The organism is Microcoleus pseudofavosus SVA1_A4 (assembly GCF_036700565.1).
Lineage (GTDB): Bacteria > Cyanobacteriota > Cyanobacteriia > Cyanobacteriales > Microcoleaceae > Microcoleus.
On the sequence record NZ_JAUBPE010000036.1, the window covers coordinates 16340 to 38769 of the forward strand.

Annotated in this window: 25 protein-coding genes; 10 read left to right on the forward strand and 15 right to left on the reverse strand. The window is 46.4% G+C overall.

Translation table 11 applies throughout. The features are described 5' to 3' along the window. Positions 1 to 241: 241 nt before the first annotated feature. Complete coding sequence (rsmD, locus tag QUA02_RS16930; RefSeq protein ID WP_333029346.1) at positions 242 to 784, reverse strand: 16S rRNA (guanine(966)-N(2))-methyltransferase RsmD; 543 nt, start codon at positions 782 to 784, stop codon at positions 242 to 244. A 156-nt stretch (positions 785 to 940) separates the two neighbouring features. Further along, on the reverse strand, positions 941 to 1576 hold the full coding sequence (gene hisH, locus QUA02_RS16935; RefSeq protein WP_333029347.1) for an imidazole glycerol phosphate synthase subunit HisH: 636 nt from the start codon (positions 1574 to 1576) through the stop codon (positions 941 to 943). Here hisH and QUA02_RS16940 point away from each other — a divergent pair. Next, positions 1566 to 2144, forward strand: coding sequence for a pyroglutamyl-peptidase I family protein (locus tag QUA02_RS16940; protein ID WP_445305181.1), 579 nt, complete (start codon positions 1566 to 1568; stop codon positions 2142 to 2144). The two genes, hisH and QUA02_RS16940, sit on opposite strands and share 11 nt — an antisense overlap. A gap of 220 nt (positions 2145 to 2364) precedes the next feature. Here the strand turns inward: QUA02_RS16940 and QUA02_RS16945 are convergent, their stop codons facing one another. The 4 genes from QUA02_RS16945 to lgt all read right to left on the reverse strand — a co-directional run bounded on the left by QUA02_RS16945 (position 2365) and on the right by lgt (position 5722). Next, entirely contained in the window at positions 2365 to 2847 is a 483-nt protein-coding gene (locus tag QUA02_RS16945) for a flavin reductase (protein ID WP_172190125.1), read from the reverse strand. Between the two features lie 149 nt (positions 2848 to 2996). Then, positions 2997 to 3836, reverse strand: coding sequence for a dienelactone hydrolase family protein (locus tag QUA02_RS16950; protein WP_333029348.1), 840 nt, complete (start codon positions 3834 to 3836; stop codon positions 2997 to 2999). Positions 3837 to 3928: 92 nt separating this feature from the next. Further along, positions 3929 to 4708, reverse strand: a complete 780-nt coding sequence (cobM, locus tag QUA02_RS16955; protein ID WP_333029349.1) for a precorrin-4 C(11)-methyltransferase — start codon at positions 4706 to 4708, stop codon at positions 3929 to 3931. A gap of 120 nt (positions 4709 to 4828) precedes the next feature. Continuing rightward, positions 4829 to 5722, reverse strand: coding sequence for a prolipoprotein diacylglyceryl transferase (lgt, locus tag QUA02_RS16960; RefSeq protein ID WP_333029350.1), 894 nt, complete (start codon positions 5720 to 5722; stop codon positions 4829 to 4831). Positions 5723 to 6068: 346 nt separating this feature from the next. Between lgt and rlmN the strand changes: the two genes are divergently transcribed. Continuing rightward, complete coding sequence (gene rlmN / locus QUA02_RS16965; protein ID WP_333029351.1) at positions 6069 to 7178, forward strand: dual-specificity RNA methyltransferase RlmN; 1110 nt, start codon at positions 6069 to 6071, stop codon at positions 7176 to 7178. 110 nt (positions 7179 to 7288) lie between these two features. Here the strand turns inward: rlmN and QUA02_RS16970 are convergent, their stop codons facing one another. The 4 genes from QUA02_RS16970 to QUA02_RS16985 all read right to left on the reverse strand — a co-directional run bounded on the left by QUA02_RS16970 (position 7289) and on the right by QUA02_RS16985 (position 10763). After that, complete coding sequence (locus QUA02_RS16970) at positions 7289 to 8398, reverse strand: class I SAM-dependent methyltransferase (protein WP_333029352.1); 1110 nt, start codon at positions 8396 to 8398, stop codon at positions 7289 to 7291. After that, on the reverse strand, positions 8391 to 9065 hold the full coding sequence (purN, locus tag QUA02_RS16975) for a phosphoribosylglycinamide formyltransferase (RefSeq protein WP_333029353.1): 675 nt from the start codon (positions 9063 to 9065) through the stop codon (positions 8391 to 8393). Before purN ends, QUA02_RS16970 begins: the two co-directional genes overlap by 8 nt. A 143-nt stretch (positions 9066 to 9208) precedes the next feature. Then, a complete protein-coding gene (locus QUA02_RS16980; RefSeq protein ID WP_333029354.1) occupies positions 9209 to 10207 on the reverse strand; it encodes a type IV pilin-like G/H family protein in 999 nt (332 codons plus the stop codon). Continuing rightward, positions 10188 to 10763, reverse strand: a complete 576-nt coding sequence (locus QUA02_RS16985; protein WP_333029355.1) for a GNAT family N-acetyltransferase — start codon at positions 10761 to 10763, stop codon at positions 10188 to 10190. The genes QUA02_RS16980 and QUA02_RS16985 overlap by 20 nt, the downstream gene beginning before the upstream one ends. 59 nt (positions 10764 to 10822) lie before the next feature. On the opposite strand from QUA02_RS16985, the gene QUA02_RS16990 reads away from it, so the two are divergent. Then, complete coding sequence (locus QUA02_RS16990) at positions 10823 to 11713, forward strand: carbohydrate ABC transporter permease (RefSeq protein WP_333029356.1); 891 nt, start codon at positions 10823 to 10825, stop codon at positions 11711 to 11713. A gap of 215 nt (positions 11714 to 11928) precedes the next feature. Here QUA02_RS16990 and QUA02_RS16995 read toward each other — a convergent pair whose 3' ends face one another. Further along, positions 11929 to 12522: a DJ-1/PfpI family protein gene (locus QUA02_RS16995; protein ID WP_333029357.1), complete on the reverse strand. Its 594-nt coding sequence runs from the start codon at positions 12520 to 12522 to the stop codon at positions 11929 to 11931. A gap of 78 nt (positions 12523 to 12600) precedes the next feature. Between QUA02_RS16995 and QUA02_RS17000 the strand changes: the two genes are divergently transcribed. Further along, entirely contained in the window at positions 12601 to 12966 is a 366-nt protein-coding gene (locus QUA02_RS17000) for a hypothetical protein (protein ID WP_333029358.1), read from the forward strand. 228 nt (positions 12967 to 13194) lie between these two features. On the opposite strand, the gene QUA02_RS17005 is transcribed toward QUA02_RS17000, so the two are convergent. Then, the gene (locus QUA02_RS17005) at positions 13195 to 13341 is read right to left on the reverse strand and encodes a photosystem I protein PsaX (RefSeq protein ID WP_333029359.1); all 147 of its coding nucleotides are present in this window, start codon (positions 13339 to 13341) and stop codon (positions 13195 to 13197) included. Between the two features lie 126 nt (positions 13342 to 13467). Then, positions 13468 to 14424 carry a lipoyl synthase gene (gene lipA / locus QUA02_RS17010; RefSeq protein ID WP_333029360.1) on the reverse strand — a complete coding sequence of 319 codons (957 nt, stop codon included), beginning with the start codon at positions 14422 to 14424 and terminating at the stop codon, positions 13468 to 13470. A gap of 194 nt (positions 14425 to 14618) precedes the next feature. On the opposite strand from lipA, the gene QUA02_RS17015 reads away from it, so the two are divergent. Both QUA02_RS17015 and QUA02_RS17020 read left to right on the forward strand, forming a co-directional pair. Next, positions 14619 to 15173, forward strand: coding sequence for a response regulator (locus QUA02_RS17015; protein ID WP_333029361.1), 555 nt, complete (start codon positions 14619 to 14621; stop codon positions 15171 to 15173). A 302-nt stretch (positions 15174 to 15475) separates the two neighbouring features. After that, positions 15476 to 16567, forward strand: coding sequence for a bifunctional heptose 7-phosphate kinase/heptose 1-phosphate adenyltransferase (locus tag QUA02_RS17020; RefSeq protein ID WP_333029362.1), 1092 nt, complete (start codon positions 15476 to 15478; stop codon positions 16565 to 16567). Positions 16568 to 16762: 195 nt separating this feature from the next. Here the strand turns inward: QUA02_RS17020 and QUA02_RS17025 are convergent, their stop codons facing one another. Continuing rightward, positions 16763 to 18517, reverse strand: a complete 1755-nt coding sequence (locus QUA02_RS17025; RefSeq protein ID WP_333029363.1) for a CapA family protein — start codon at positions 18515 to 18517, stop codon at positions 16763 to 16765. 251 nt (positions 18518 to 18768) lie between these two features. Here QUA02_RS17025 and QUA02_RS17030 point away from each other — a divergent pair, with 251 nt between their 5' ends. Beyond that, positions 18769 to 19035 carry a hypothetical protein gene (locus tag QUA02_RS17030; protein ID WP_333029364.1) on the forward strand — a complete coding sequence of 89 codons (267 nt, stop codon included), beginning with the start codon at positions 18769 to 18771 and terminating at the stop codon, positions 19033 to 19035. 287 nt (positions 19036 to 19322) lie between these two features. Here QUA02_RS17030 and QUA02_RS17035 read toward each other — a convergent pair whose 3' ends face one another. After that, a complete protein-coding gene (locus QUA02_RS17035) occupies positions 19323 to 19466 on the reverse strand; it encodes a hypothetical protein (protein WP_333029365.1) in 144 nt (47 codons plus the stop codon). Between the two features lies 1 nt (position 19467). Between QUA02_RS17035 and QUA02_RS17040 the strand changes: the two genes are divergently transcribed. The 3 genes from QUA02_RS17040 to map all read left to right on the forward strand — a co-directional run bounded on the left by QUA02_RS17040 (position 19468) and on the right by map (position 22380). Next, on the forward strand, positions 19468 to 20391 hold the full coding sequence (locus QUA02_RS17040) for a HEAT repeat domain-containing protein (protein ID WP_333029366.1): 924 nt from the start codon (positions 19468 to 19470) through the stop codon (positions 20389 to 20391). Positions 20392 to 20498: 107 nt separating this feature from the next. Beyond that, positions 20499 to 21575 carry a glycosyltransferase family 4 protein gene (locus tag QUA02_RS17045; RefSeq protein ID WP_333029367.1) on the forward strand — a complete coding sequence of 359 codons (1077 nt, stop codon included), beginning with the start codon at positions 20499 to 20501 and terminating at the stop codon, positions 21573 to 21575. Between the two features lie 43 nt (positions 21576 to 21618). Further along, on the forward strand, positions 21619 to 22380 hold the full coding sequence (gene map, locus QUA02_RS17050) for a type I methionyl aminopeptidase (protein ID WP_333029368.1): 762 nt from the start codon (positions 21619 to 21621) through the stop codon (positions 22378 to 22380). Positions 22381 to 22430: the final 50 nt, after the last annotated feature.

Below are 22430 nucleotides of genomic sequence, written 5' to 3' on the forward strand. Positions count from 1 at the left end.
CCTACGCACAAAGCTTAACTTCCTGGGAAAAATTTGTATTGTACCCAAGGGGAAATTTTTAGCAGCGGAGGACACGGCAATGCCGTTTCCCTACCCCAAAATAGTTCCCCGCGCTCTTCCTTTGATGTAACTATCTCCCGATTAATTGTAGGGACACGGCTGTGCTGTGTCCTGACTCTGGGTAATATTAATTCCGATGCCACCGGATTTGATATGACGCTACTGCAACTGTTTGAGCGTGTCAGCAACCGCAAATGTAGAAAGTTAATGCTGTATTGCCGTATACTTTGTGGCGACAAATTTCTAGGCCGGAAATCGGTTGTGTCGATCGCTCCGGGCTGTGTTCGATCGCGATTTCGCCGTTTGGTGCTAGCATTTCTTGGCTGGCGATCGCGTTTAACACAGGTTCGTACAAGTCGCTGGCGTAGGGCGGATCGAAGTAAATGCGATCGAACTGCTGCCCCGCTAGTGCCGCCAATTTCGCCGTCGCGTTTCCCCGCAGTATTTGAAATGTTTGGGACGAGTCTGCTACTTGCTCCCAGTTTTCGCGGATAATTGCACAAGCTTTCGCCGACTGTTCGATGCCGGTGACACTCGCAGCTTTGCGACACAAAGCTTCTGCACCCATCGAACCGCTGCCGGTACAAATGTCAAGCCACCTGCAATCTGCGATCGTCCCTTGCCAAATATTAAATAAAGCTTCTCTGACTCGCGAAGGTGTAGGGCGAGTTGCGAGTCCCGGCAGGGTTTTGATTTGGCGGTTGCCACAGATTCTCAGGCTCATACAATTTTAGATTTTAGATTTTAGATTTTAGATTGGGGATGACTGACTAAATAGGAATTTTGTGCATACTTACAGTTGCATTATTTATTAAAAATGGGATTATTTAAAACTATAAACACCCGGTTTATATCACAAACCGGGTTTTGCACAAATCGCCTAAGCGGCGACTTTTTCCCTCACCAGACTGACAAAATTTGACAGCATTTGCAATCCCGTACTCGAAGACTTTTCGGGGTGAAATTGCACGGCCATCAGATTGTCTTTAGCTATAGCCGCCGTCACGTTTTGACTGCCGTGAGTCACAATTGCCGATCGCACTTCCAACTCCACCGGATCGACATAATAAGAATGCACGAAATAAACCCAAGGATCGGACGGTAAATTTTCCCACAGCGGCAAATCCGGCTGAGTAAATTGCAATTGATTCCATCCCATGTGGGGAATTGTCAAACCCGGTTCCGAGCGAAATCGGCGCACTTTTCCCGCAATAACGCCCAATCCCGGTTCTACGCCTTCTTCGGAACTTTCAAACAGAATTTGCAAACCCAAACAAATGCCTAAAAAAGGTTTTCCCGAGGCGATCGCACTTTTTATCGGTTCTATCAAATTGCGCGATCGTAAATTCTGCATTGCCGGGTCAAACGAACCAACTCCCGGCAAAACCACCGCATCAGCCTGCTCGATTATAGCAGGAGAATCTGTAATTTTTGGCACTGCACCCACATTTTCCAAGCCTTTACAGACCGAGTGCAGATTGCCCATGCCATAGTCTATTACTGCAATGACAGACATTGACTTACTTGCCTTATATTATCAATATCAGTATTATTGCACAAATATGACGGCGAAAATCCTGCTAACCTCATTTGATACTTGGCTTCCCCATCAGAAATCCAACTCTTCGGACGACTTATTAGCCAAGATTTCCCAGATAAAATATTTGCCTGATTCCCTGACTTTTTTGAGGAAACTGCCAGTAGATTTTCAGCTAGCACCGAATTTGGCGATCGCCCAAATCAACCAACTCCAACCCGACACTATTATCTGCTGCGGCATGGCCGAAACTAGGCAAAAATTAACCGTAGAATCCTGCGCTTGCTGCGATAGCGACATTCGGAAAACCGCAGTTAATCTCGAACCGCTAGTCGCTGATTTAGCCGCAACAGAAATCAGTCACGAAGCCGGGAAATTTGTTTGCGAAGCCCTATATTATGCGGTTTTAAACCATATTTGCGATTCTCAAATACCCGCTAAATGTATTTTCGTCCACGTACCAATTTTAACTCCCGAAAACACTGACAGAATTGTCGCCGATTTTTTATTAGTTATGCACCGCTTAACTCTCGCAGCTCATAAATAATATCAAATCCGGTAGCATCGGAATTATGAGTGCGAGCGTCTCGCTCGCGATCTGTAGCCGCGAGCGAGACGCTCGCACTGCTATCATCCAAATATATGATTCCGATGCAACCGGAAATGATATAAGTCGCTATAATCTGACATCTGGCACAATTCTCAAGAACAGGCAAGATGCCTGTTCCACAAAGAGTTTTTACTGACAATTGCCAATTGCCAACTTTCTAACCGCCGTAATTCCAACCGGTGCTTTCTAGCAGCAACGGATTTCCCTCGCGGTGGACGCCTGCGGCCAAAACTTCTCCCACATAAACCGTGTGATCCCCGTGTTCCACAGCACCGACAACTTTGCACTCGATGTAACCCAGAGAATCCGAGATAATCGGACAACCAGTTTCCGCGCCAGGATAAAATTCTACATCCTCAAATTTATTGCCAACGCGGCGCTGCTGCTTGAAGAATTTCTGGGCTAAGTCTTTCTGTCCTGCTTCTAGGAAACTTAAAGCAAAGACACCGCTGGCTTTGATCATGCTGTGGGATTTGGAGTCTTGCTTGACGCAGTTGACAACTAAGGGAGGGGTAAAGGAAGATTGCATCACCCAGCTCGCGGTGAAACCGTTGACTTCCTCCCCGTCTTTGACACCGCAGATGTACAATCCGTGAGGGATTTTCCGCAAGATGGTCTTTTTAGCTTGTTCGTCTAGCACGGGCTTACCTGTTCGATCGATAATTCTACACCGCCCAGTTTACCAATGTCGGGATCGCAAACCCACCTGTCTTAAGGGCTATTCGCTAATATTGCCTTTTTCGATCCCAAACTTGACACCAGTTTTAAGTCAAAATTAACAACTCAAAACTATTGTGCAACTCCGTGCTTCTTAAACCAATCTTGCAGCCGTTTCCAACCATCCTCAGCTTCTTTTTCCCGGTAACTGGGGCGATAGTCGGCGTTAAAACCGTGGGGCGCATCTGGATAAAGCACAATTTCCGAACCGCTGCTGCCTGTTTTGAGAACTTCCCGCATTTTCTCGACTGTATCCTTGGGAATTGACTCGTCTTTGCCGCCGTAAAGCCCCAATACAGGCACTTTCAAAGTTGCTGCAAGGTCGATCGGCTGTTTGGGAGTTAAAGCCGTAGAAGCGCCAACGAAACGCCCGTACCAAGCCACTCCAGCTTTGACTTTTGGGTTGTGAGAAGAGTACAGCCAAACAATTCTGCCACCCCAGCAAAATCCTGTAATTCCCAACTTATTAATATTGCCTTTTCCTGACTTTTGTGCCCACTCTACGGTAGCATCTAAATCCGACATAACTTGAGCGTCAGGAACTTTCGAGACAACTTTACTAATAATTTCTTGAATGTCGGTGATTTTAGAAACATCACCTTGACGGGCAAACATTTCTGGGGCGATCGCTAAATAACCTAATTTGGCAAAACGGCGGCAAATATCTTGAATGTGGGCGTGAACTCCGAAGATTTCTTGAATTACTAAAATTACTGGAAAATTGCTGCCAGTAGCAGGCATTGCTCTGTAGGCTGGAATTGAGCCGTCTTTTACGGGAATTTTTACCTCACCTGCTGTTAAACCAGCAGCATCAGTAGTGATAACGGCAGCCGCAATAGGATGAACTGCTAAGGCAAATCCGGCGCTTAATGCGGTGACGGCGATAAATTGTCTGCGAGTTAAATCACTCATGTTTTTCGGTAATTGGTAATTGGTAATGGGGAATTGGGAATTGGGAATTGGGCATTGGGCATTGCAACTGCCAACTGCCAACTGCCAACTGACTACTGACGAAACAGCCGATCGTGCTCTGGATGGTACAACCGCGATCGCCCTTCTGCTGATTTTCCCAACGCCGGACTAATAACATACATTGTCGTTCTGATCAAATTATTTTCGCGGGTAGCAACTGCCATTTTGTCAAGGGGAACTAGCACAATTTTTTCATCGGGCCAGCCCAACCGATAACAAATCGCTACAGGCAAATCAGATGGGTAATGTTCCATCAATTTAGCTTGAGCTTGTTCGACATGGCGGGCGCTCAAATACAGGCACAAACTCGCTTGATGAGCCGCTAAACTCGCCAATTCTTCGCGTTCGGGTACTTCGGTTCTGCCGCTAATTCGCGTCAAAATAATTGTCTGCACAACTCCGGGAACTGTCAACTCAATTTTAAGTTTAGCTGCGGCAAGTTGGAAAGCGCTAATTCCCGGGATTACCTCAAAAGCAATTCCCTCCGAGGCCAAAGCTTGCATTTGTTCGCCGACAGCCCCGTAGAGACAGGGATCGCCGGAATGGAGGCGGACGACGCTTTTTCCGTCGCGCACTCGCTCCACCATCAAAGGTACAATCTCTTCGAGGGTCTTATCCGCAGTTTGGATAACTTCAGCATCCGCGCGCACCCCCTCCAAAATTTGCTTTGGGACTAGCGAATCAGCAAATAATATGACATCGGCCGCAGCCAGTAGTTTTTGAGCCTTAACAGTCAACAAATCCGGGTCTCCCGGGCCTGCACCTACAATGTATACTGCTGGAATTAGGGCTTCAATCTCTGTCAAACTCATTGCTGCTAAAAAATTTCCTAAATTTATTGAGTCTTCCGGGCACACCTATTTTGGTTGGAAGTAAGAGATGGTAGATGCACCCTGGTTTTGAACCCTAGAGACTAACCTCTCTGGGGTTTTTTATTGATCCTCTGGGGATTTTGGAGTGATCTTTGCCCGATCGCTATTGGGGGAGACAACATCGGGCAAAGGTCGATCGAGCAAATAAAGCCAAGCCAACCCCCCCAACCCTAAAACAATCCCAGTCAAGCTTACCATTTGTGCAGCCCGCAGCGGCCCGAACATCAAACTATCAGTCCGCAACCCTTCAATCCAGACTCGACCGGAACTGTAAGCTGCGATATAAACCAAAAATAAAGCACCAGTTTTTAAGCGAATTTTGCCCTGCAAATCGCGGAAAAACAAAGTCAGAAGCAACCCAAATACTGTCAAATTCCACAGGGATTCGTAGAGAAATGTGGGGTGGAAGTATTCAAAATCAGCGTAGGCGGGCGGGCGGCTGTTTGGCGGAATATAGAGTTTCCAAGGCAAATCCGTAGGACCGCCAAAAGCTTCCGAGTTAAAGAAATTTCCCCAGCGTCCGATCGCCTGACCGAGAATTGCCGAAGGCGCGATTAAATCTGCCAATTGCCAAAAAGAAACTCGCTGAATTTTCGCAAAAATTAAAGCTGCGATTATCCCCCCCAAAATCGCCCCGTGAATGGCAATTCCGCCTTTCCAAATCGCAATAATATCCTCTGGCCTCTGGGCGTATTGCGGCCACTCGAAAGCCACGTAATAAATTCGAGCACAGGGAATAGCGCCCAGAACCAGCCAAATTGCCAAATCACCCAACAATTCCGGGTTGACGCGGCGTTTTTGGGCCAAGTATTGGGACAGGCTGACCCCAATCAAGACGGCAGAAGCTATTAACAGCCCGTACCAGCGAATGGCTACGGGGCCAAGTTGAAAGATAATTGGGCCTGGCGATGTAAATTGAAACGCTAAGGGCAGCGCAAGAATATTTAGCACCATAAAAGTTGCATTAATTGTGATGGAAAGCTGTCAAATTTGCACACCCTTTAACAAACTCCAGAGTTTATTTTAGGTGGCTGCGGTCATTTACACGCAATATTTGGGGAATTTTACCAAAAATTAACTGGATTCTTGATTGTGCAGATTTCTGTCTGGAGTTTTCTTTGTGAGTCCACAATAAGAGCCCCCTAACCCCCCTTTTTAAAAGGGGGAACCGGATTATTCTTAAAGTCCCCCTGATTAAGGGGGATTTAGGGGGATCGAGACTGCACCTTTTTGAGGATTAACGGCAGCTTTGGTCGAGAAGTTTTAATATGGAGGGTGGCTTTAAATTTTCTGATGACCTATGTCTCCTACCTCCGTTTCTCAGGTGTACTCTTCTGGTAATTCCAGGGGTGCGAATCAGTCTCGCAAGACTGCTGCTTTGGCTGTTGAGTCTGGTACAATTCCGCCCTTGCTGGGGGCGAGTTTAGCTGAGTTAACGGAGTGGGTGCAGCAAAACGGGCAACCTGCTTATCGCGGGAAGCAGTTGTACCAATGGATTTATGAGAGAGGCGCGCGATCGATCTCTGACATTTCTGTATTCTCGAAACAGTGGCGCGAGACTGTTGCTAAAATTCCGATCGGGCGATCGACCATTCATTATCGATCGGTCGCACCAGACGCCACGGTAAAGTATCTCTTAAAATTGGCAGACGGTCAAATCATTGAAACAGTGGGAATTCCCACCGAAAAACGGCTGACTGTATGCGTCTCGGCCCAAGTTGGCTGCGCGATGGGATGCGACTTTTGCGCTACTGGGAAAGGCGGTTTCAAGCGCAATTTAGAAAAACACGAAATCGTCGATCAAGTCTTGACAGTACAGCAAGATTTCGGCCGCCGAGTCAGCCACATCGTATTTATGGGAATGGGCGAACCCCTGCTGAATTTCGATAATGTTGTAGCTGCTGTCAAGTGTTTGAATCAAGACGTAGGAATTGGACAGCGAAACATCACCATTTCCACAGTTGGAATTCGCAATCGCATCAGCCAACTAGCCGAACATCAACTGCAAGTTACCCTCGCCGTCAGCCTCCACGCTTCCAATCAAAGATTGCGCGAAGAGTTAATTCCTAGCGCCCGCCCTTATCCTTTGGGTGAGTTAGTAGCAGAATGTCGGGAATATGTGCGATCGACTGGGCGCAGATTGAGTTTTGAATACGTGCTTTTAGCTAATGTGAATGACTTGCCGGAACACGCAGCCGAGTTAGCAACTCACTTGCGCGGTTTTCAGTGTCACGTCAATTTGATTCCTTACAATCCGATTCAGGAAGCTGAATATCAGCGACCGACTCCCAATCGAATTAACAGTTTTGTTTCGGTTTTGAAGGAAAAGAAAATTGCAGTTAGCGTGCGATATTCTCGCGGCTTAGAAGCAGATGCCGCCTGCGGACAATTGCGGGCATCCGAGGTTTAGAATTAGATTTTTCACCGCGAAAAATTCTCGTAGGGTGCGTCAGAGTGCATGATTTTATCAAAAATCGACAAGCTACAATCTGACGCACCTACTAGCTAGCTACTACTTTGCTACAAGCGTTTAACAAGTATCCAGCGCAACTCCAACGGCGGCGTTTCTTGCACGGGAAATAAATCACGCCCGCTGGCCCAACTCACAAACCAAGGTGTCGGCGGCCATGCAGAATCAGCCAAATGTTTTTGTTCGTATTCAATTACAGATTCATCAGAAATAATTTCTAACGGCAAACCCTCTATTGCTGCTTGCAATTCTTGTCGGGTAATCAGATAAGACCAACACAATTCAGACATTTGTTTTGCCATCTCATCGGGTTCGTACCCATCTACAGCTAAAAAAGCACTGAATAAAATAAACCCGCCGCTTAACACGGCATCGGACATTTTGCCGAGGAACAGGCGGACTTGTTCGGGGTAGCGGAAATGAGAGAGAACTTCGGTAGCAATGGCTAATTTGTACCGATAAGTTTTCATCCTCAATAATGGGTCTAAAACGTCGCCTTGGGTGACATTTATCGGCAACTTTTCGGCGGTTGCTGCTGCTGATAGTTTTTCGGCAAATATGGGTGTTAGTTCGATCGCATCCACGGAATGACCTAACCTTGCTAAGGGCAAACTATTGCGCCCTGGACCCGCACCAACATCTAAAATAGGTGCTTTTCCCGGTTCGCCTAATTCGGCGGCAGCGGCGAGGACTTTGGCATCGGGATGGCTGCCGAATAAAGGTTCGGGGCGAATATCCGGCCAGCTATGATATTTCTGGGCCATCGATTCGACTTGAATCTTGGTATTCAGAGTAATGCCGCCGGCTAAACCGCTTTGGGAATTGGCGGGAAAATATGAGACTATTAGATTAGCGTGGGGGGAATTTTTGAATCCTTCTGCTAAGGCATTGGCGATTAATGTTCGCAAGTTTTCGGTTTGGGCAGCGTCGATGTTTTGTCCGAGGATGTTTAAGAAGTCTGACAGTAATTTAAGATAGTCGTCTAGCATCGATGGCAAGCAAGGCAGATAAAATTCTCCCTTGATGCCGATGTTCTTTTTGAGCCTTTCTTTGAGAATTAATTTGAGGCGATTGGAGTCTGTCAGCGGCGGGCCTGTTTCGGGTGATTCGCTGACGGGCAATTCGGGGATAGATGCGGCACTGGTGAGGTTTTTAGTCACAATATTTTCGATTGGATTCGGCAATAAGTGCGATCGCGCCCAGCATAATCTTGTGCTCTTGCACCTGAATTCTCGCGTGCAGCGTTTCTGCGGTATCGTCAGGCAATACCGGCACGGCAGCCTGCATTAAAATCGGCCCGCTGTCTACTTCCAAACGCGCTATATGCACCGTACATCCGGTGATTTTAACCTTGGCGGCCAGTGCTTGCTCGACGGCGCGAATTCCGGGGAAACTCGGCAGTAAGCTGGGGTGAATGTTAATAACGCGATCGGGAAAAGCATCCAACAAAACTTTGGTAACGATCCGCATCCAACCCGCCATCACTACCCATTCTACATCATAATCTTGGAAAGTTTTGACAATTTTTGTATCTAATTCTTCGCGGCTTTTGCAGTCGCGGTGATTGAGTAGAATCGCGGGAATGCCGTATTTTTCGGCTCTGGCTGCGGCTTTGGCTTCGGGGTTGTTGTAAATTAATATTGGGATTTGAGCGTTGAGTTGTTGGTTTTGGATGGCTTGAGCAATCACCTCGAAGTTGCTGCCGCTTCCTGATGCTAGAATTCCTAGTTTTAAGGGCTTACTAAGAGAAGCATTTTTTTCGACTTTGGCGGCAGGAATTGGGGGAACAATCAAACAATCTCTGGAATTGGTATTTGCTGTTATCATAAAATTTTTACCTTCATATCACAATAGTCCGAACAGTTTTCAATTCCCAGCCTGAAACACTTTATTTTCCGTTCGTAGCTCAATTATCGAATCGCCTTGAAACCCTTATTCTGTGGTTGGTAATAAATATCTGTCCCAGTTATTTATATCAAAGAGGAATTAATTGGGCATCTAAAGTTGGCTTTGTCGTTATTTATCGGAACTATAGGTCTAGGTGGAGGTATAGTAGAAGATTTATTTGTTTCGCAAATAAATCCGACGCTAGTTTTAGCATTATCGTCATCGTCTTTAACTTTAACTAAAAAAACTGCACCTGTATAACTTCTAAATTGAGGTTTTTTAGCTTGAACGGTCATAATTACACCTTCTGTTGAACCACTTTCCGGTAAAATTTGATAGCGATAATTTTCTGTATCTAATCTCATTCCTATGCCCAGTTCTTCAAGGGTTGTAGCAAATTTGGTATTTTCGGCGTAGAAGCTTTGTTGCGCCCTAATCGCATACCTAATAAATTCTTCGCCTTCATACACTCGTCGCGGATTTTCTGGTTCTAACAGATTAAATCTTTCGATTTTTGTATTTCGCGGTAAAGCTGTAACTGTAGAAACTTTTTCGAGAAAAATTGCCCCTGCTGTAAAAGTATTTGGTCTGGGTTCTCCTGGCTTTAAACCCATGAGTTCTACACGCAGTTGACCGCGATTGTTGAATTCAAAAATTGTCCGCAAAGTTTCATCGCTGCTGCTAGCTAAATCAATTTGCATGGGTTGGAAGAGCGAGTTAATTTTGTAGCTAAATTCATAGGCGCTAGGATTAGGGAAAGGATAGCCCTTGAGTATAAATAATTTGCCTTCTGGTGTGATAATTACTGTTAAAGGAGTGGGTGATAAATATTTCAGTTGCCACTGTCCTACCAATTTTTCTGCTACAGTTTTGGCTGGGGGATTTGCTTGAGAGATAATTGCCGATCGCAAAGTTGGTCGTTCGGCGATCGCACTTGTACCTACTCTGCTCCAATGTAACAGGCAACAGGCACAAATCAGCAATCTGGAAATATTTAACTTTTTTATGCTCATCAATACTAAAGCCCGATCGTCAAAATAATTGTACCACCTGTAACGAGTGCTAATCTGGTCGAGCGGCAAAAAAATCCTCCCTGAGAATCGAATAAATTTTGAGATCCCAGTATTCGCCTTTGACAAATAGATGCTGTCGCAATATTCCTTCCAATTGCATCCCCACTTTTTCCATGACGCGCGCCGAACCAATATTACTAACTTTACATTTAGCCTCAATTCTATTCAACAGCATTTCCCGAAAGCCGAATTCCATCATTGCATTGACAGCCTCGCTCATATATCCTTGATTCCAATATTTGCGAGAAATCGCGTATCCCATTTCAGCGCGACTGTGTGTCATGCTCCATCCCACGTATCCGCAAGTACCGATAAATTTGTTATCGGCTTTGTGAACTATTCCCCAATCCACAAGTTCTCGTTTTTTGTACATTTTTAGCAGCGATTTTATAAAATACTTAGTGTCTTCGATCGAGGTATGAGTTGACCAGGTTGTGTATTCTGATACTTCAGGATCTAAACCATACTCAAACATATCGCTGGCATCGTTTAAAGTAATTTTCCTCAGCAGCAGTCTCTCAGTTTCTATAGTGGGTAAATTGGCTAATATATCGAGAAGATTCATTTTGAGATTGACCTATATTGTGATACCATTTAAAACTAAAAGCTAAAATTTACAAGCCAATGGTTCCGATTAAATTTGGGCGTTTTAACTGGTTGGATAATGATTCGATCGCAGCTTGGACTTTTCTGGCGCCGGCTTTGCTGTTTCTGGGTACTTTTTTGATTGGGCCGATCGCCTATTTATTTTACCTCAGCTTTACCAGCGGTAGCTTTACCCAGTCGGGAGTGCGTTTGATTGGCTTGAACAACTACTGGCGTCTCGTCACAAACCCGGATTTTTGGCAAGTTCTCCAAAACACCATCTATTTTACTACTGCTACAGTCATTCCCAGCTTAGTAATTCCCTTGGGTTTGGCAGTTTTGCTAAATCGCTCGCTTGCTTGGCGAGGAGCTCTCCGCACCGCTTATTTTATTCCTTCGATTACCTCTTTAGTTGCAGTTGGCTTGGGTTGGCGGTGGTTGTTTCAAACGGAAGGCCCGGTGAATAGTGTGTTAATGGCGATCGGCTTAAATCAAATTCCTTGGCTCAGCAGCACAGTTTGGGCAATGCCAGTGATAATTCTGCTCAGTGTTTGGAAACAATTAGGCTTTAACATGGTAGTCTTTTTAGCAGGATTGCAAGCAATTCCGGTAAATCGTTACGAAGCCGCAGAATTGGATGGAGCTAATGCTTGGCAGCAATTTTTGTACATCACTTTACCCGGTTTGCGGCCGACTTTAGTATTTGCTACCGTCACTACTGCTATTTTTACTCTGCGGAGTTTCGAGCAAGTTTACGTCATCACCGGCGGCGGCCCTTTGAACTCTACTAATTTGCTAGTTTATTATATTTACGAGCAAGCTTTTTCGCAATTTGATTTTGGCTATGCAGCCGCTGCGGCAACTTTCCTGATGGCTTTAGCTTTGATATTAGTTTATTTACAACTAAAAGTTTGGGGCGAAGATGCTTAATACCAATTTAAAAAAGTCTTGCTACAATCCTCAATCTTATACCAATTATTAAAAGGGAACGGTAGGGACACGGCAATGCCGTGTCCTACTCCCCGCGCCGGACACGGCATTGCCGTGTCCCTACAGATGCTCGCTTTTGAGTTAGTAAGGTGCGCAGTGCGCACCCTACTACATATACAGGTTTTGCAAAAGGACGGAATGAACTAGATTCGCAATTACCAATTCCCAATTTTATATTCCATGTGCTCTGCTGTTTGTTCGGCTTGTGCTGTTCCCAAAAGCTTGCCGACAACGTGCAAAGACATATCAATTCCCGCAGAAATTCCCCCAGAAGTGATGATTTTGCCGTTATCTACAAATCGCTGATTTTCAATAATAGTTGTGTTGGGAGCTAATTCTCTTAACAAATCTAACGCCCGATGGTGTGTAGTTGCTGGCAAACCTTCCAACAAGCCAGCTTTTGCCAAAAGCAGCGAACCCGTACAGACAGAAAGCACTAATTCTGCTGTTCGCGAACAATCTTTTATCCAGTTGATAACTGCTGAATTATCGATTAACTTTCTCGTACCTTGTCCTCCCGGTACAATCAAAATATCCGGTGGGGGACAATCGGAAATGGTGCAGTGGGGATTTACGCTCAAACCGTTGCGGGCGTTGACAGCACCGGGATGTTCGGCTACGGTAGAGACTGCAAAAGGTCGCTCGCCCTTACTTAATTCTGATGTCACAGAAAACACTTCAAAAGGGCCTGCAAAGTCCAGTACCTCGACATCATCGAACATTAAAATAGCTACGTTTCTAGTTGGCATAAGACATACTTCTGATAGAGGTCAAAAATAGCTGGGATTTGTTACTTTATAAATTGTATGATTTAAATTATTAAAGCTATGCCGAAAAATCTTCGCCATCGCGCCCTAAAAATCTGTCTTGTGTGTCTTGCTTGCGCCTTAGCAATTGCTGTTGCGCCAATTTTTACGCCCGCTCAATCGACCACTCAATTAGAGTTTCGCATTACTCAATTAGAAAGTCAAATTTCCGAGCTCAGGGGACAAATCTACAGTTTGCAGAATCAAGGTTCTGGAGTTAACCGGCCTCAGTCTCCGAACCGTCCGGGTTCGGGTCGCACAAATGCTAGAATGCTGTCGGGAGACCCGATGTTTGACAATTTAGCAACTTTGGCAATTGAAACTAAGCAAGATGTGATCAAAATTCAAGAGCGGTTGTCTAAGCTAGAAGCGTCGAGAAATCGCTAAGTTTGTCAGTTGTCATTCGTCAGTTGTCATTCGTCAGAAGCAAGAAGGAAGAGGGAAGAGGGAATAGGGAAGAAGTCATTCGTCAGAAGCAAGAAGGATGAAGTCCTATTCTCCCAACTGTCCCACTGTCCCACTCTCCCACTCTCCCACTCTCTCCCTCTTCCTCTCTCCCACTCTCCGACGTTGAGGTCGAGAAAAGCAGGGTCTGCTAAAAGTCAACTTGCAGAACTATTCAATGATATGGAAATAATAGGCTGCAACCACAAAGTTGATACCTAACAGCAACAGAAACCAGCCTGCGCGAAAGGTGTAAGGGAATTTGCCCGTTTTCATCACGGAGTCGGATTTTAATTGGTTCTTCGCTATCTCTGCCATAGGTAAAGCTCCTAATTCATAATGTCACTCTATTCACAAATAGCAGAGAGCGTCGCACATAAGCACATTCCTCTAGTGTTATTTTTTGTAACTAGGAGTTTATACCGAGTTGAATTTTGATTGATTTTAATCGCTCTCTCCAGCGTGGTAGGAACTGCGGACGAGAGGCCCCGATCGCACGCGCTCAAACCCCATCTGACGGGCGATCGACCCAAAACGGTCAAATTCTGCTGGAGTCCAGTATTGGCGCACTGGGAGGTGTTCTAGAGATGGTCTCATGTATTGACCGAGGGTGAGCCGATCGCACTTGGCATCCCGCAAATCGGCCATCGCTTCGACTATCTCGGCTTCGGTTTCCCCGTGCCCCAACATCAAACCGGATTTTGTGGGAATAGTGGGGTCAAATTGCTTGACAGTACGGAGAACGTCGATCGAGCGATCGTACTTAGCCCCCCTCCGCACCGGCCCTTGCAACCGGCGCACCGTCTCAATATTGTGGTTGTAACAAGCCGGTTTAGCCTCCACCACCGTGCGAATCCGATCTCGCTGCAACTCATCGAGGCCGGAATTCTCCCCCTCTGAAGTCCTCCCCGTTCCCCCCCAAAAATCCGGCGTCAGTACCTCAACTTCAGTATCGGGGTTAAGAAGGCGGATTTGGGCGATCGTCCTGGCAAACCAACCAGCACCCCCATCCGGCAAATCGTCCCTCGCCACCGAAGTCAGCACCGCATAGCGCAAACCCAACAACTGCACCGCCTCCGCCACCTTCTTCGGTTCCTCCGGGTCGAGGGGCATCGGAGAATGACCTTTATCTACTTGACAAAAAGCACAAGCGCGGGTGCAAGTCGGCCCCATCAACAAAAAAGTCGCCGTTTTTTGGGCGTAGCACTCTCCCCGGTTGGGACATCTGCCCTCCTCGCAAATCGTGTGAATTTGCCGCTGTTTAATAATTTTTTGCACTTGGGAAAGTTCGCTAGCTTTGCCAACGGGTCTGCGCAACCACTCCGGCATCGCCTCGATTTCACCCCGCATTTGGGCGGCAATTGCTTTGACAGTAGGAGTTTGAGGAGTTGGAAGCGACATATAATTAAGTGGCGATCGAGTTAATTCCTTCGATCGTATCCGAAATCAAAGTCGCTGAACTTGTAGCAGTCTCGCCCGAAATCAGAATCGCGCCGAGGTGCAGCAAAACTAAAATCGCCCAGAATTCTGGGTAGAATTCTGTTAGGGATATACTAAAGGTTGCGAATCATCACTCATTACTGAAGGAGTCAGTCGTGGCTGGTCAAAAAATCTTGGTAATCGATGACAGTAAAGTCATCCGCGTCCGAGTCCGAGAGATGTTACCCCAAGGTAACTTTGAAGTTCTAGAAGCAAAAGACGGCGAAGAGGGACTCAAACTGATCCGTGAAGCCCGACCGAATCTAATTATGTTAGATTTCCTACTGCCCAAAGTCAGCGGTTGGGAAGTGTATCAAAAAGTGCAAGCCCATCCGGCGCTTTGCAAGATACCTTTGGTGATCATGTCTGGCCGGGAAGAAGAGGTGATGGAGAAAATTCCTAAACCCTTTGAGAAGCATTTTTTTGCATTTATCGCCAAACCCTTCGAGAAAAAGCAGCTAACTGAAGCGATCAAATCGGCGATGGTACTGGCCAAAAAGAAACCGGTACCGGAAGCCCCAGCCGCCGCCGCTGCTGCACCCAGTTCCGCAGCGGGCGCCGGCGACATTCAGGCGATGACTGAGAAAATGGCGAAAATGCAAGCGGAAATTGATGCACTCAAGAAACAAATGACTCAGGTGATTACGATCATCAAGCAGAAATTGAAATAATTCTGCTGTCTTTTGAAGGCACTTATGTAGAAGGCACTTATGTAGAAGGAAACTTCCACACCGTGAAACTTTCTCGCTTTGTATCAATGGGTTCGCTGGTATCCGCAATTTTTGGCAAAATTGGTTGAGCGAGTGCGATCGCCAACAGCCTGCAACTGGTTTCTCAAAATCCCAGTCAGAAAATCAATTAAAAGTTAAAAATACAACAAGGGAGGAAATTAATTATTAATTAATATTAGGATTTTTAATTCCCGCTCGTTCCCCACTCAACTATCAACTCCTCAGTCTCATTTTTTTGGTTAATGACTAACGACTATTCCGATTTTTTGCCTCAACTGCGTGCCTCAACAGAGCAATTATTGAAAAGATTAGACTGCTTCCATCGAGCGCAGGTATTAGCGATCGGAGATTTGACCTTGGACGAGTTTCTTACCGGACAAGTAGAGCGAATTTCCCGCGAAGCACCTGTGCTGATTTTGCGCTACGAAAATACTCGGCAACTACCCGGAGGTGGCGCAAATGCTGTCTACAATTTAGCCAAACTGGGAGGCAAGGTAAAAGTTGCTGGTTTGGTGGGAAAAGACGACCAGGGAAAGGCTTTGTGCGGTATTTTTGAGGCGGCGGGAATTGATACGGCTGGGATTTTAATCGATTCGCAGCGTCCAACAGTCACCAAAACTCGAATCTCCGGGCACGCGCGGCAGTCGGTGACTCAGCAAATTGTCCGAGTCGATCGCAAATCGGACGAGTTGCCGGATTTAGACTTGCAGTTGCAACTGGCAGACTACATCCGGCAGCAAATACCGACAGTAGATGCAGTGGTTTGTTCCGACTACGGCGACGGAGTTTTGACTCGTTTGGCGATCGAATCGGCAGTGGTTCCCGGCAAAACAATTGTAGACGCTCAAACAAATTTGCAGCGATATTCTGGAGCGATGCTGTTTACTCCGAACTTGCCAGAAGCCGAGCAAGCAGTCGGATATGGTATAAAAAACCCTCAAACTTTAATGCAAGCAGGACGCGATTTGTTGAACTTAACTCAAGCTCAAAAAATCCTGATTACTCGCGGCGAAGAAGGGATGACTTTGTTTGAAAGGGCGAACGGCGAAGAAATCAAAAATTCACCCCCTCCAACATCCATTTGTGAAAAGGGGGAATTTGCCATTCAAAGTTGGGACATTCCCCCTTTTAACAAGACTGATGTATTCGACGTAACCGGTGCTGGAGATACAGTAGTAGCAGCAATGACTTTAGCTTTGTGCGTCGGTGCATCCGGTTGGGAAGCGGCAGTTTTGGGCAATTTGGCGGCTAGCATTGTCGTGCGTCAATTCGGTACGGCAACGACGACAGCAGACGAAATGAAAGCAGCTTTGACAGCAATGATTGATGACTAATTATTGGTGATTGGGAATTGGGAATTGGTAATTGGTTGACTGTTGACTGTTGACTGTTGACTGTTGACTGTTGACTGTTGACTGTTGACTGTTGACTGTTGTTACCAATCACCAATTGCCAATGCCCAATGCCCAATGCCCAATGCCCAATGCCCAATGCCCAATGCCCAATGACTAATGACTACTGACTAATGACTACTTACTCTTTTTCAAAATTTGTCCCTTGTCATCAATTGTCAAACCGCTATTGGGAAAATCGCTCTTTGTCAAACGGCCAATCAATCCCACAGTCCTAAAATTGTTATCAACAGACGGAATACCTTGCCTGTCAAGTTGGATGGGGATAATCTTACCAGAAACAAAATCCCCTTGCGGAGTCATTTTCACATCCAAAATTAGAGATTGACCGAGCGCTCCTGCTGTGGACAAAGTGCGATAACCCAAAAAATTGCCCAGCGAATAAGCAATCAATTTCCCCTTATAAAGTTCCATAGCTCTGGTAACGTGCGGGCCGTGTCCCAAAATCAAATCTGCTCCCGCATCAATCATCGTCCGCGAAAACAAAACCATATTTCCCCGGTTTTCTCCGTAAAATAATTCGTTTTTATTTTTCACATTCAGAGCTCCCGTTCCTTCAGCTCCAGCATGAACTGATATCACTACAATATCAGCGTTTTGCTTCGCTTTTTTGACAATTTCTGCCCCCGCTTTCAGTTCCAGCAAGGAATTGTGAACTTCGCCGTAGTTGCTGAAACCGATAAAGGCAAAATTCACGCCCTTGACATTTTGATAAACAATTTGATCTCTTTTACCGACAGCCTTCATGCCGTTGCTGTCGATGTTTTTAATCGTGTCCTTAAATCCCTGCTCGTTAAAATCGTAAGAGTGATTGTTGGCAACATTCAAAATATCAAAACCAACATCTTTGAAAATTTTGGCATAACTCGGAGGCGTGCGAAAGGCAAACAGCATTCGTCCGCCGCCTCCTTTGGAACTGTAAGGATAATCGGTCATCGTGCTTTCAAAATTGCCAAACAGAATATCAGCTCCTTTGAGGTACGGTTTTACCGACTCTAATAACAGCTCTTTTTTTGCCGGCAGTTTGTTGTAGGGATAATTTGTGCCGGGGATCATGTCGCCAACTGCTTTGATGCTGACAGTTGCGGGCACAGTGGCAGGTTTTTTTGCAGCTTGGGAGCGCGATTTAGGAGCTGGCAAGGGTGTGGTTGCGGGTGCAGGTGCGGGTGTCGAGATCGCTTTTTGTACCGCAGGCTTTGACGTTAGAGGGTTAATATTAGCGGTGCTTGAGGATTTGTAAAATTGAGAACCCAGAATAAAGCCGGATATCGGCACGAGAATCAGACTCAGAGCACCGATTGACAGCCTAGATTTTTTAGTTTTAGCGGCTGCTAACTCTGGCTGCGGTGATGGCTTTCGCTGCCGTTGGTTAGTGGGTTTTGGAGTTGGGATTTTAGGGGGTTTGGGCGGGGATTTTTCTGGTATTTGAGTGTGCCCAGTTGTGAAATTTTGAGTTTTTTCTAGCTTTGGCAAAGCCACAGGAATTGGGGAAGCTGGTACACTAGCCGCTACTGCTGCACTCGCAGCTACTGCTGCATTCACGGCAACTGCTGCACTCACGGGTGCGGAAGTCAAGCGTTTTTTTAATTCTACCGTCTGAGTCCAAGCAGGCAATTGCTGGCCGCTGCGCCGCCCGTAAATTGTCACCGAGTAAACGTTATTTGGTTGCAGCCGCTGCAACCCTTTGACTGCGACTCGGAGACAGGCTTCTTCTGCGGGCAATTGTTCTGCTTCCAGCAGCAGGTGCAGGCTGTCATGTTCGCGGCTGGCTTTAGCCGTGACGCCGAAGCTTTGGAGTGCTTGGCCGATCAGAAATGCGATCGCCCTGGCATCGCCTTCTTTTGCTAAATTTAAAATATCTTGTTGGCTCACAAACGCGTCTACTCTCACACTAGAAATTTAGCTCGATCTTATATCAAATGTGGCTGCACAGGATTAAATACCGATTGATTTAACTTAACTAAGTAGGTAAAAATAAACATACTGAAAATCTTCGGTAAAGCCGCCAGAAATACACTCAAAAACTCGGTTTCTCGTTTCCACCGCCAATCCCCCTTGTCCCAGTACCCGCCCAGATTAAGACAAACACGATCGGCGCAGCAGCGACGAAACAGTTAAACTCTTTGTCATGCCACGCTATCGGTGAGAAATCAACGGCTTGCCAAGAATCGCCAGCCCGCGACGCAGTGCCTGCACTGCACGTAGCTGAGACTCCGCTTGCTGAGGTGGGAATCAACTTTCTGGACTTACCCGCAACCGATGAAAAACGGATGCTGCGATCTATCCGCACAGCGAACAATGAGAAAAATACCTTATTGATGCGTCCAGGACTGAACTTTCTGGATGCGCTGCTTTACCCGCGGCCGCCGATAATGACGCAATTGTGTTAATGAGATCCGGCTCGCTGGCCTCTCAAACCAGAATTTTTCGCGAGTCTGGTGCTATTTGTAAGTTAGTTGGGCGCATAGCAGCTAGGATCGAGCTAACTCAAGGTTACACTAAAGCTCGTCACGCGGCGTTGCCTCTCAAAACCCCGATTGAGTCTTATGGCGCACTACCGCTCCACTTTATGTTTATTGACCTGCATTGCCTGTCTGGGCGCTGCCTTCAGTCCAAGTGCGGACGGAAGGCCACAGGCTCTCAATGCCTCCTACGGGGCTGTTTCCCAAGAAATTGCTCAGGCGAACTCTCCCCGGGACGATCGCCAGGACTCCAATTCTCCAAAACCCTCTCCAGCGCCCGATAAAAACAAATCTAAGCCGTCCAAAACGTCTAAACCTAATTCCAAAATCCCGAAACCGATCTCCAATTTGATCGTCATTTTGTCTCGCCAGCGGGGGTTGTTAATGTTGGGTTTGGCAGCAGTTGTCGTCACGGCAGCGGCAGTATTTATCCTGCTCAAATTAGTTAGCAGCGGCGAGTCAAATAATTCTAAGCGAAGACGCGGAAGAGTCGATCGCCACAACCAAAGAAACTCTCAATTCACCAATCCCAATTCTCATACAAACTCGCACGAAATTGGACAGCAAGAGGTTTCTTTTGGGGGACAAAAACCGCGGCCAGCATTGCCCTACCCTGTTGATTTCCCAAAGGGCTACAGTCTCGACAGCAGCGATCGGCCTTTACCCTTTATCCTGGAATCGGGGGAACAAAAATCCGAGGATGCAGCAGTCGAGGGCGATCGAATTAATTCCGACACCTCGCCCTTGGAAACTAACAGCAACGGCTACAGCGACACAGGTTTCAACATTCCCGAAACAACTAATCGAGCCGATTCCCTAGCGAGTCGGAAGAAAGATATTTCCCTTCCCGAAACAGATGGTAGACCTAAAGTTGATATTATTGAAGCACTGATTGAAGATTTGCAGCACCTAAATCCGGCAAAGAGGCGCAAAGCAATTTGGGAACTCGGCCAGCGGGGAGATTCCAGAGCAGTTGAGCCGTTGCTCGATTTGCTAGCAAATTCCGACTCGAAGCAGTACAGTTTAATTTTAGCAAGTCTCTCGGAAATTGGCATTCGCACGCTCAAACCGATGAATAATGCCTGGTCAATTTCGCTGCAAAATGAAAACCCCGAAGTGCGGAAAAATGCGATTCGCGACTTGACACGGATTTACGAATTGGTGAATCAAATCAGTCACTTGTTGCACCGTGCGACGGACGATCCCGATCCAGAAGTTCAGGAAACTGCTCGCTGGGCTATCAATCAGTTGAATCGCATCCGTCCTCATTCTGAGAGGGATTGATAAATATAGCAATTTTCAAGTGATTTTATATTTTAGATTTGAGAGGGAAGAATTTATAATTTAGATTATGTTATAATTAGTGACGGCTGACTAATGACTAATGACTAATGACTACTGACTCTTTAAAACTATTGTTCCTGTCAACTTCTGTCGGTAAACTCGGTTCCGGGTTGGGCGGCGGTGTCGAACTTACAGTCCTTAACATTGCTAAAGAATTGCAGCGCCGCGGTCATAAAATAGCAGTCGTAGCACCAGTAGGTTCAGTCTTAGAATCAATTCCAGTAATCGAAATAACAGGCGATTTGCAAGTAACCGCCCAAACACAAGATTACAATGCTTGTATTGTGATGCCCGCCGATGCTGTGCTGGCGAATATGTGGGAATATGCTCGCCAAGTTCAGGATGAATGGGATGTCATTCTTAACTTTGCTTACGATTGGCTGCCGTTTTATTTGACGCCATTTTTTAGGACTCCGATCGCACATTTGATCAGCATGGGCTCCCTTTCGGCATCCCTCGATCGCATTGCCGGACAAACCGCCGTCCAGTTTCCTGGTACGATCGGAGTTCATACCGCTTCTCAAGCCAAAACATTCGCCTTTGCCGATGAATGTCAGTTGTTGGGAAATGGCATAGATTTATCCCTGTACGAATTTTGCAACCAACCGCAGTCTAAATTAGCTTGGCTAGGCCGCATCGCCCCGGAGAAAGGTTTAGAAGATGCAGTAGCGGCAGCGAAAATTACAGGCATTCCCCTAAAAATTATGGGCAAAATGCAAGATGAGGATTATTGGCAAAAAATTTGTGCAGATTACCCGGATGCTCCGGTAGAATATTTAGGATTTTTGACAACAACCCAAATGCAAGAGCAAGTCCGGCAGTGCCGAGCATTGTTGATGACGCCGCGTTGGGTGGAAGCTTTCGGAAATGTCGCGATCGAGGCTTTAGCGTGCGGTGTGCCCGTGATTGCTTACGAGCGCGGGGGGCCTGCCGAAATTGTTCGAGACGGACTGACGGGCTTTTTAGTGGAGCCTGACAGCGTAAATGGCTTGGTAGGTGCGATCGCCCGCTTAGACCAAATTGACCGCAGCGCTTGCCGGCGACAAGCAGAGGTAGAATATTCTTTGGGAGCTTTGGGCGATCGTTTTGAACACTGGTTCAAATCTATTCTAAAATTGAGTTAAATAAACTCTTAATCGATCACAAAAAAAGAAAACAGAAAAAACTATGGCAACCGAACGTTTAGTGCTTTTATCCAGTAGAGAAATCGAAAAAATGCGCCAAGCAGGCCGTTTAGCTGCCGAACTTCTCCTACATCTAGAACCTATGGTAAAACCGGGTGTCAGCACTTTAGCAATTAACGACGAAGCCGAACGCTGGACTTTGGCACACGGGGCAAAAAGCGCTCCGCTAGGTTATAAAGGATTTCCTAAATCTCTGTGTGCTAGCGTCAATGAAGTTGTCTGTCACGGCATCCCCAATGCTAAACAAATTCTGAGAGAAGGTGACATTATTAATATTGATGTAACGCCTTTAGTTGACGGCTATCATGGCGATACTTCCAAAACTTTTTTTGTCGGGAAACCTTCGCCTGTAGCTAAAAGATTAGTGGAAGTAACCGAGGAATGTTTAAGAAGAGGAATTGCGGAAGTTAAACCGGGTGCTCGTACCGGGGACATCGGTGCAGCGATTCAAGAATATGCTGAAGCACAGGGTTTTTCGGTAGTGCGAAATTTTGCGGGACACGGCGTTCACCGAGTCTTTCACACCGAACCGGAAATTCTGCATTACGGCAAGCGGGGCACGGGAAAGAAGCTCAGACAAGGCATGGTTTTTACGATCGAGCCGATGATTAATGAGGGTACTTGGGAAGTGGAAATTTTGGGCGATGGTTGGACTGCGATCACGCAAGATGGAAAGCTTTCGGCTCAATTCGAGCACACTCTGGCTGTTACTGATTCTGGGGTGGAAATTTTGACTTTGCCTTAATTGTTGACGGTTGACTGTTGACCGTTGACAGTCAATGGTTTGCCATCAAC

Bases quoted from the DNA above. Each gene is read 5' to 3' on its own strand.
- QUA02_RS17020 (WP_333029362.1), top strand. From the start codon at position 15,476: ATGACTAACGACTATTCCGATTTTTTGCCTCAACTGCGTGCCTCAACA.
- QUA02_RS16985 (WP_333029355.1), bottom strand. From the start codon at position 10,763: ATGAATCTTCTCGATATATTAGCCAATTTACCCACTATAGAAACTGAG.
- lipA (WP_333029360.1), bottom strand. From the start codon at position 14,424: ATGTCGCTTCCAACTCCTCAAACTCCTACTGTCAAAGCAATTGCCGCC.
- hisH (WP_333029347.1), bottom strand. From the start codon at position 1,576: ATGTCTGTCATTGCAGTAATAGACTATGGCATGGGCAATCTGCACTCG.
- QUA02_RS16995 (WP_333029357.1), bottom strand. From the start codon at position 12,522: ATGCCAACTAGAAACGTAGCTATTTTAATGTTCGATGATGTCGAGGTA.
- QUA02_RS16950 (WP_333029348.1), bottom strand. From the start codon at position 3,836: ATGAGTGATTTAACTCGCAGACAATTTATCGCCGTCACCGCATTAAGC.
- QUA02_RS16940 (WP_445305181.1), top strand. From the start codon at position 1,566: ATGACAGACATTGACTTACTTGCCTTATATTATCAATATCAGTATTAT.
- QUA02_RS16990 (WP_333029356.1), top strand. From the start codon at position 10,823: ATGGTTCCGATTAAATTTGGGCGTTTTAACTGGTTGGATAATGATTCG.
- QUA02_RS17000 (WP_333029358.1), top strand. From the start codon at position 12,601: ATGCCGAAAAATCTTCGCCATCGCGCCCTAAAAATCTGTCTTGTGTGT.
- lgt (WP_333029350.1), bottom strand. From the start codon at position 5,722: ATGGTGCTAAATATTCTTGCGCTGCCCTTAGCGTTTCAATTTACATCG.
- rlmN (WP_333029351.1), top strand. From the start codon at position 6,069: ATGTCTCCTACCTCCGTTTCTCAGGTGTACTCTTCTGGTAATTCCAGG.
- QUA02_RS17005 (WP_333029359.1), bottom strand. From the start codon at position 13,341: ATGGCAGAGATAGCGAAGAACCAATTAAAATCCGACTCCGTGATGAAA.
- QUA02_RS17035 (WP_333029365.1), bottom strand. From the start codon at position 19,466: ATGACGATCAAATTGGAGATCGGTTTCGGGATTTTGGAATTAGGTTTA.
- purN (WP_333029353.1), bottom strand. From the start codon at position 9,065: ATGATAACAGCAAATACCAATTCCAGAGATTGTTTGATTGTTCCCCCA.
- cobM (WP_333029349.1), bottom strand. From the start codon at position 4,708: ATGAGTTTGACAGAGATTGAAGCCCTAATTCCAGCAGTATACATTGTA.
- rsmD (WP_333029346.1), bottom strand. From the start codon at position 784: ATGAGCCTGAGAATCTGTGGCAACCGCCAAATCAAAACCCTGCCGGGA.
- QUA02_RS17045 (WP_333029367.1), top strand. From the start codon at position 20,499: ATGACTACTGACTCTTTAAAACTATTGTTCCTGTCAACTTCTGTCGGT.
- map (WP_333029368.1), top strand. From the start codon at position 21,619: ATGGCAACCGAACGTTTAGTGCTTTTATCCAGTAGAGAAATCGAAAAA.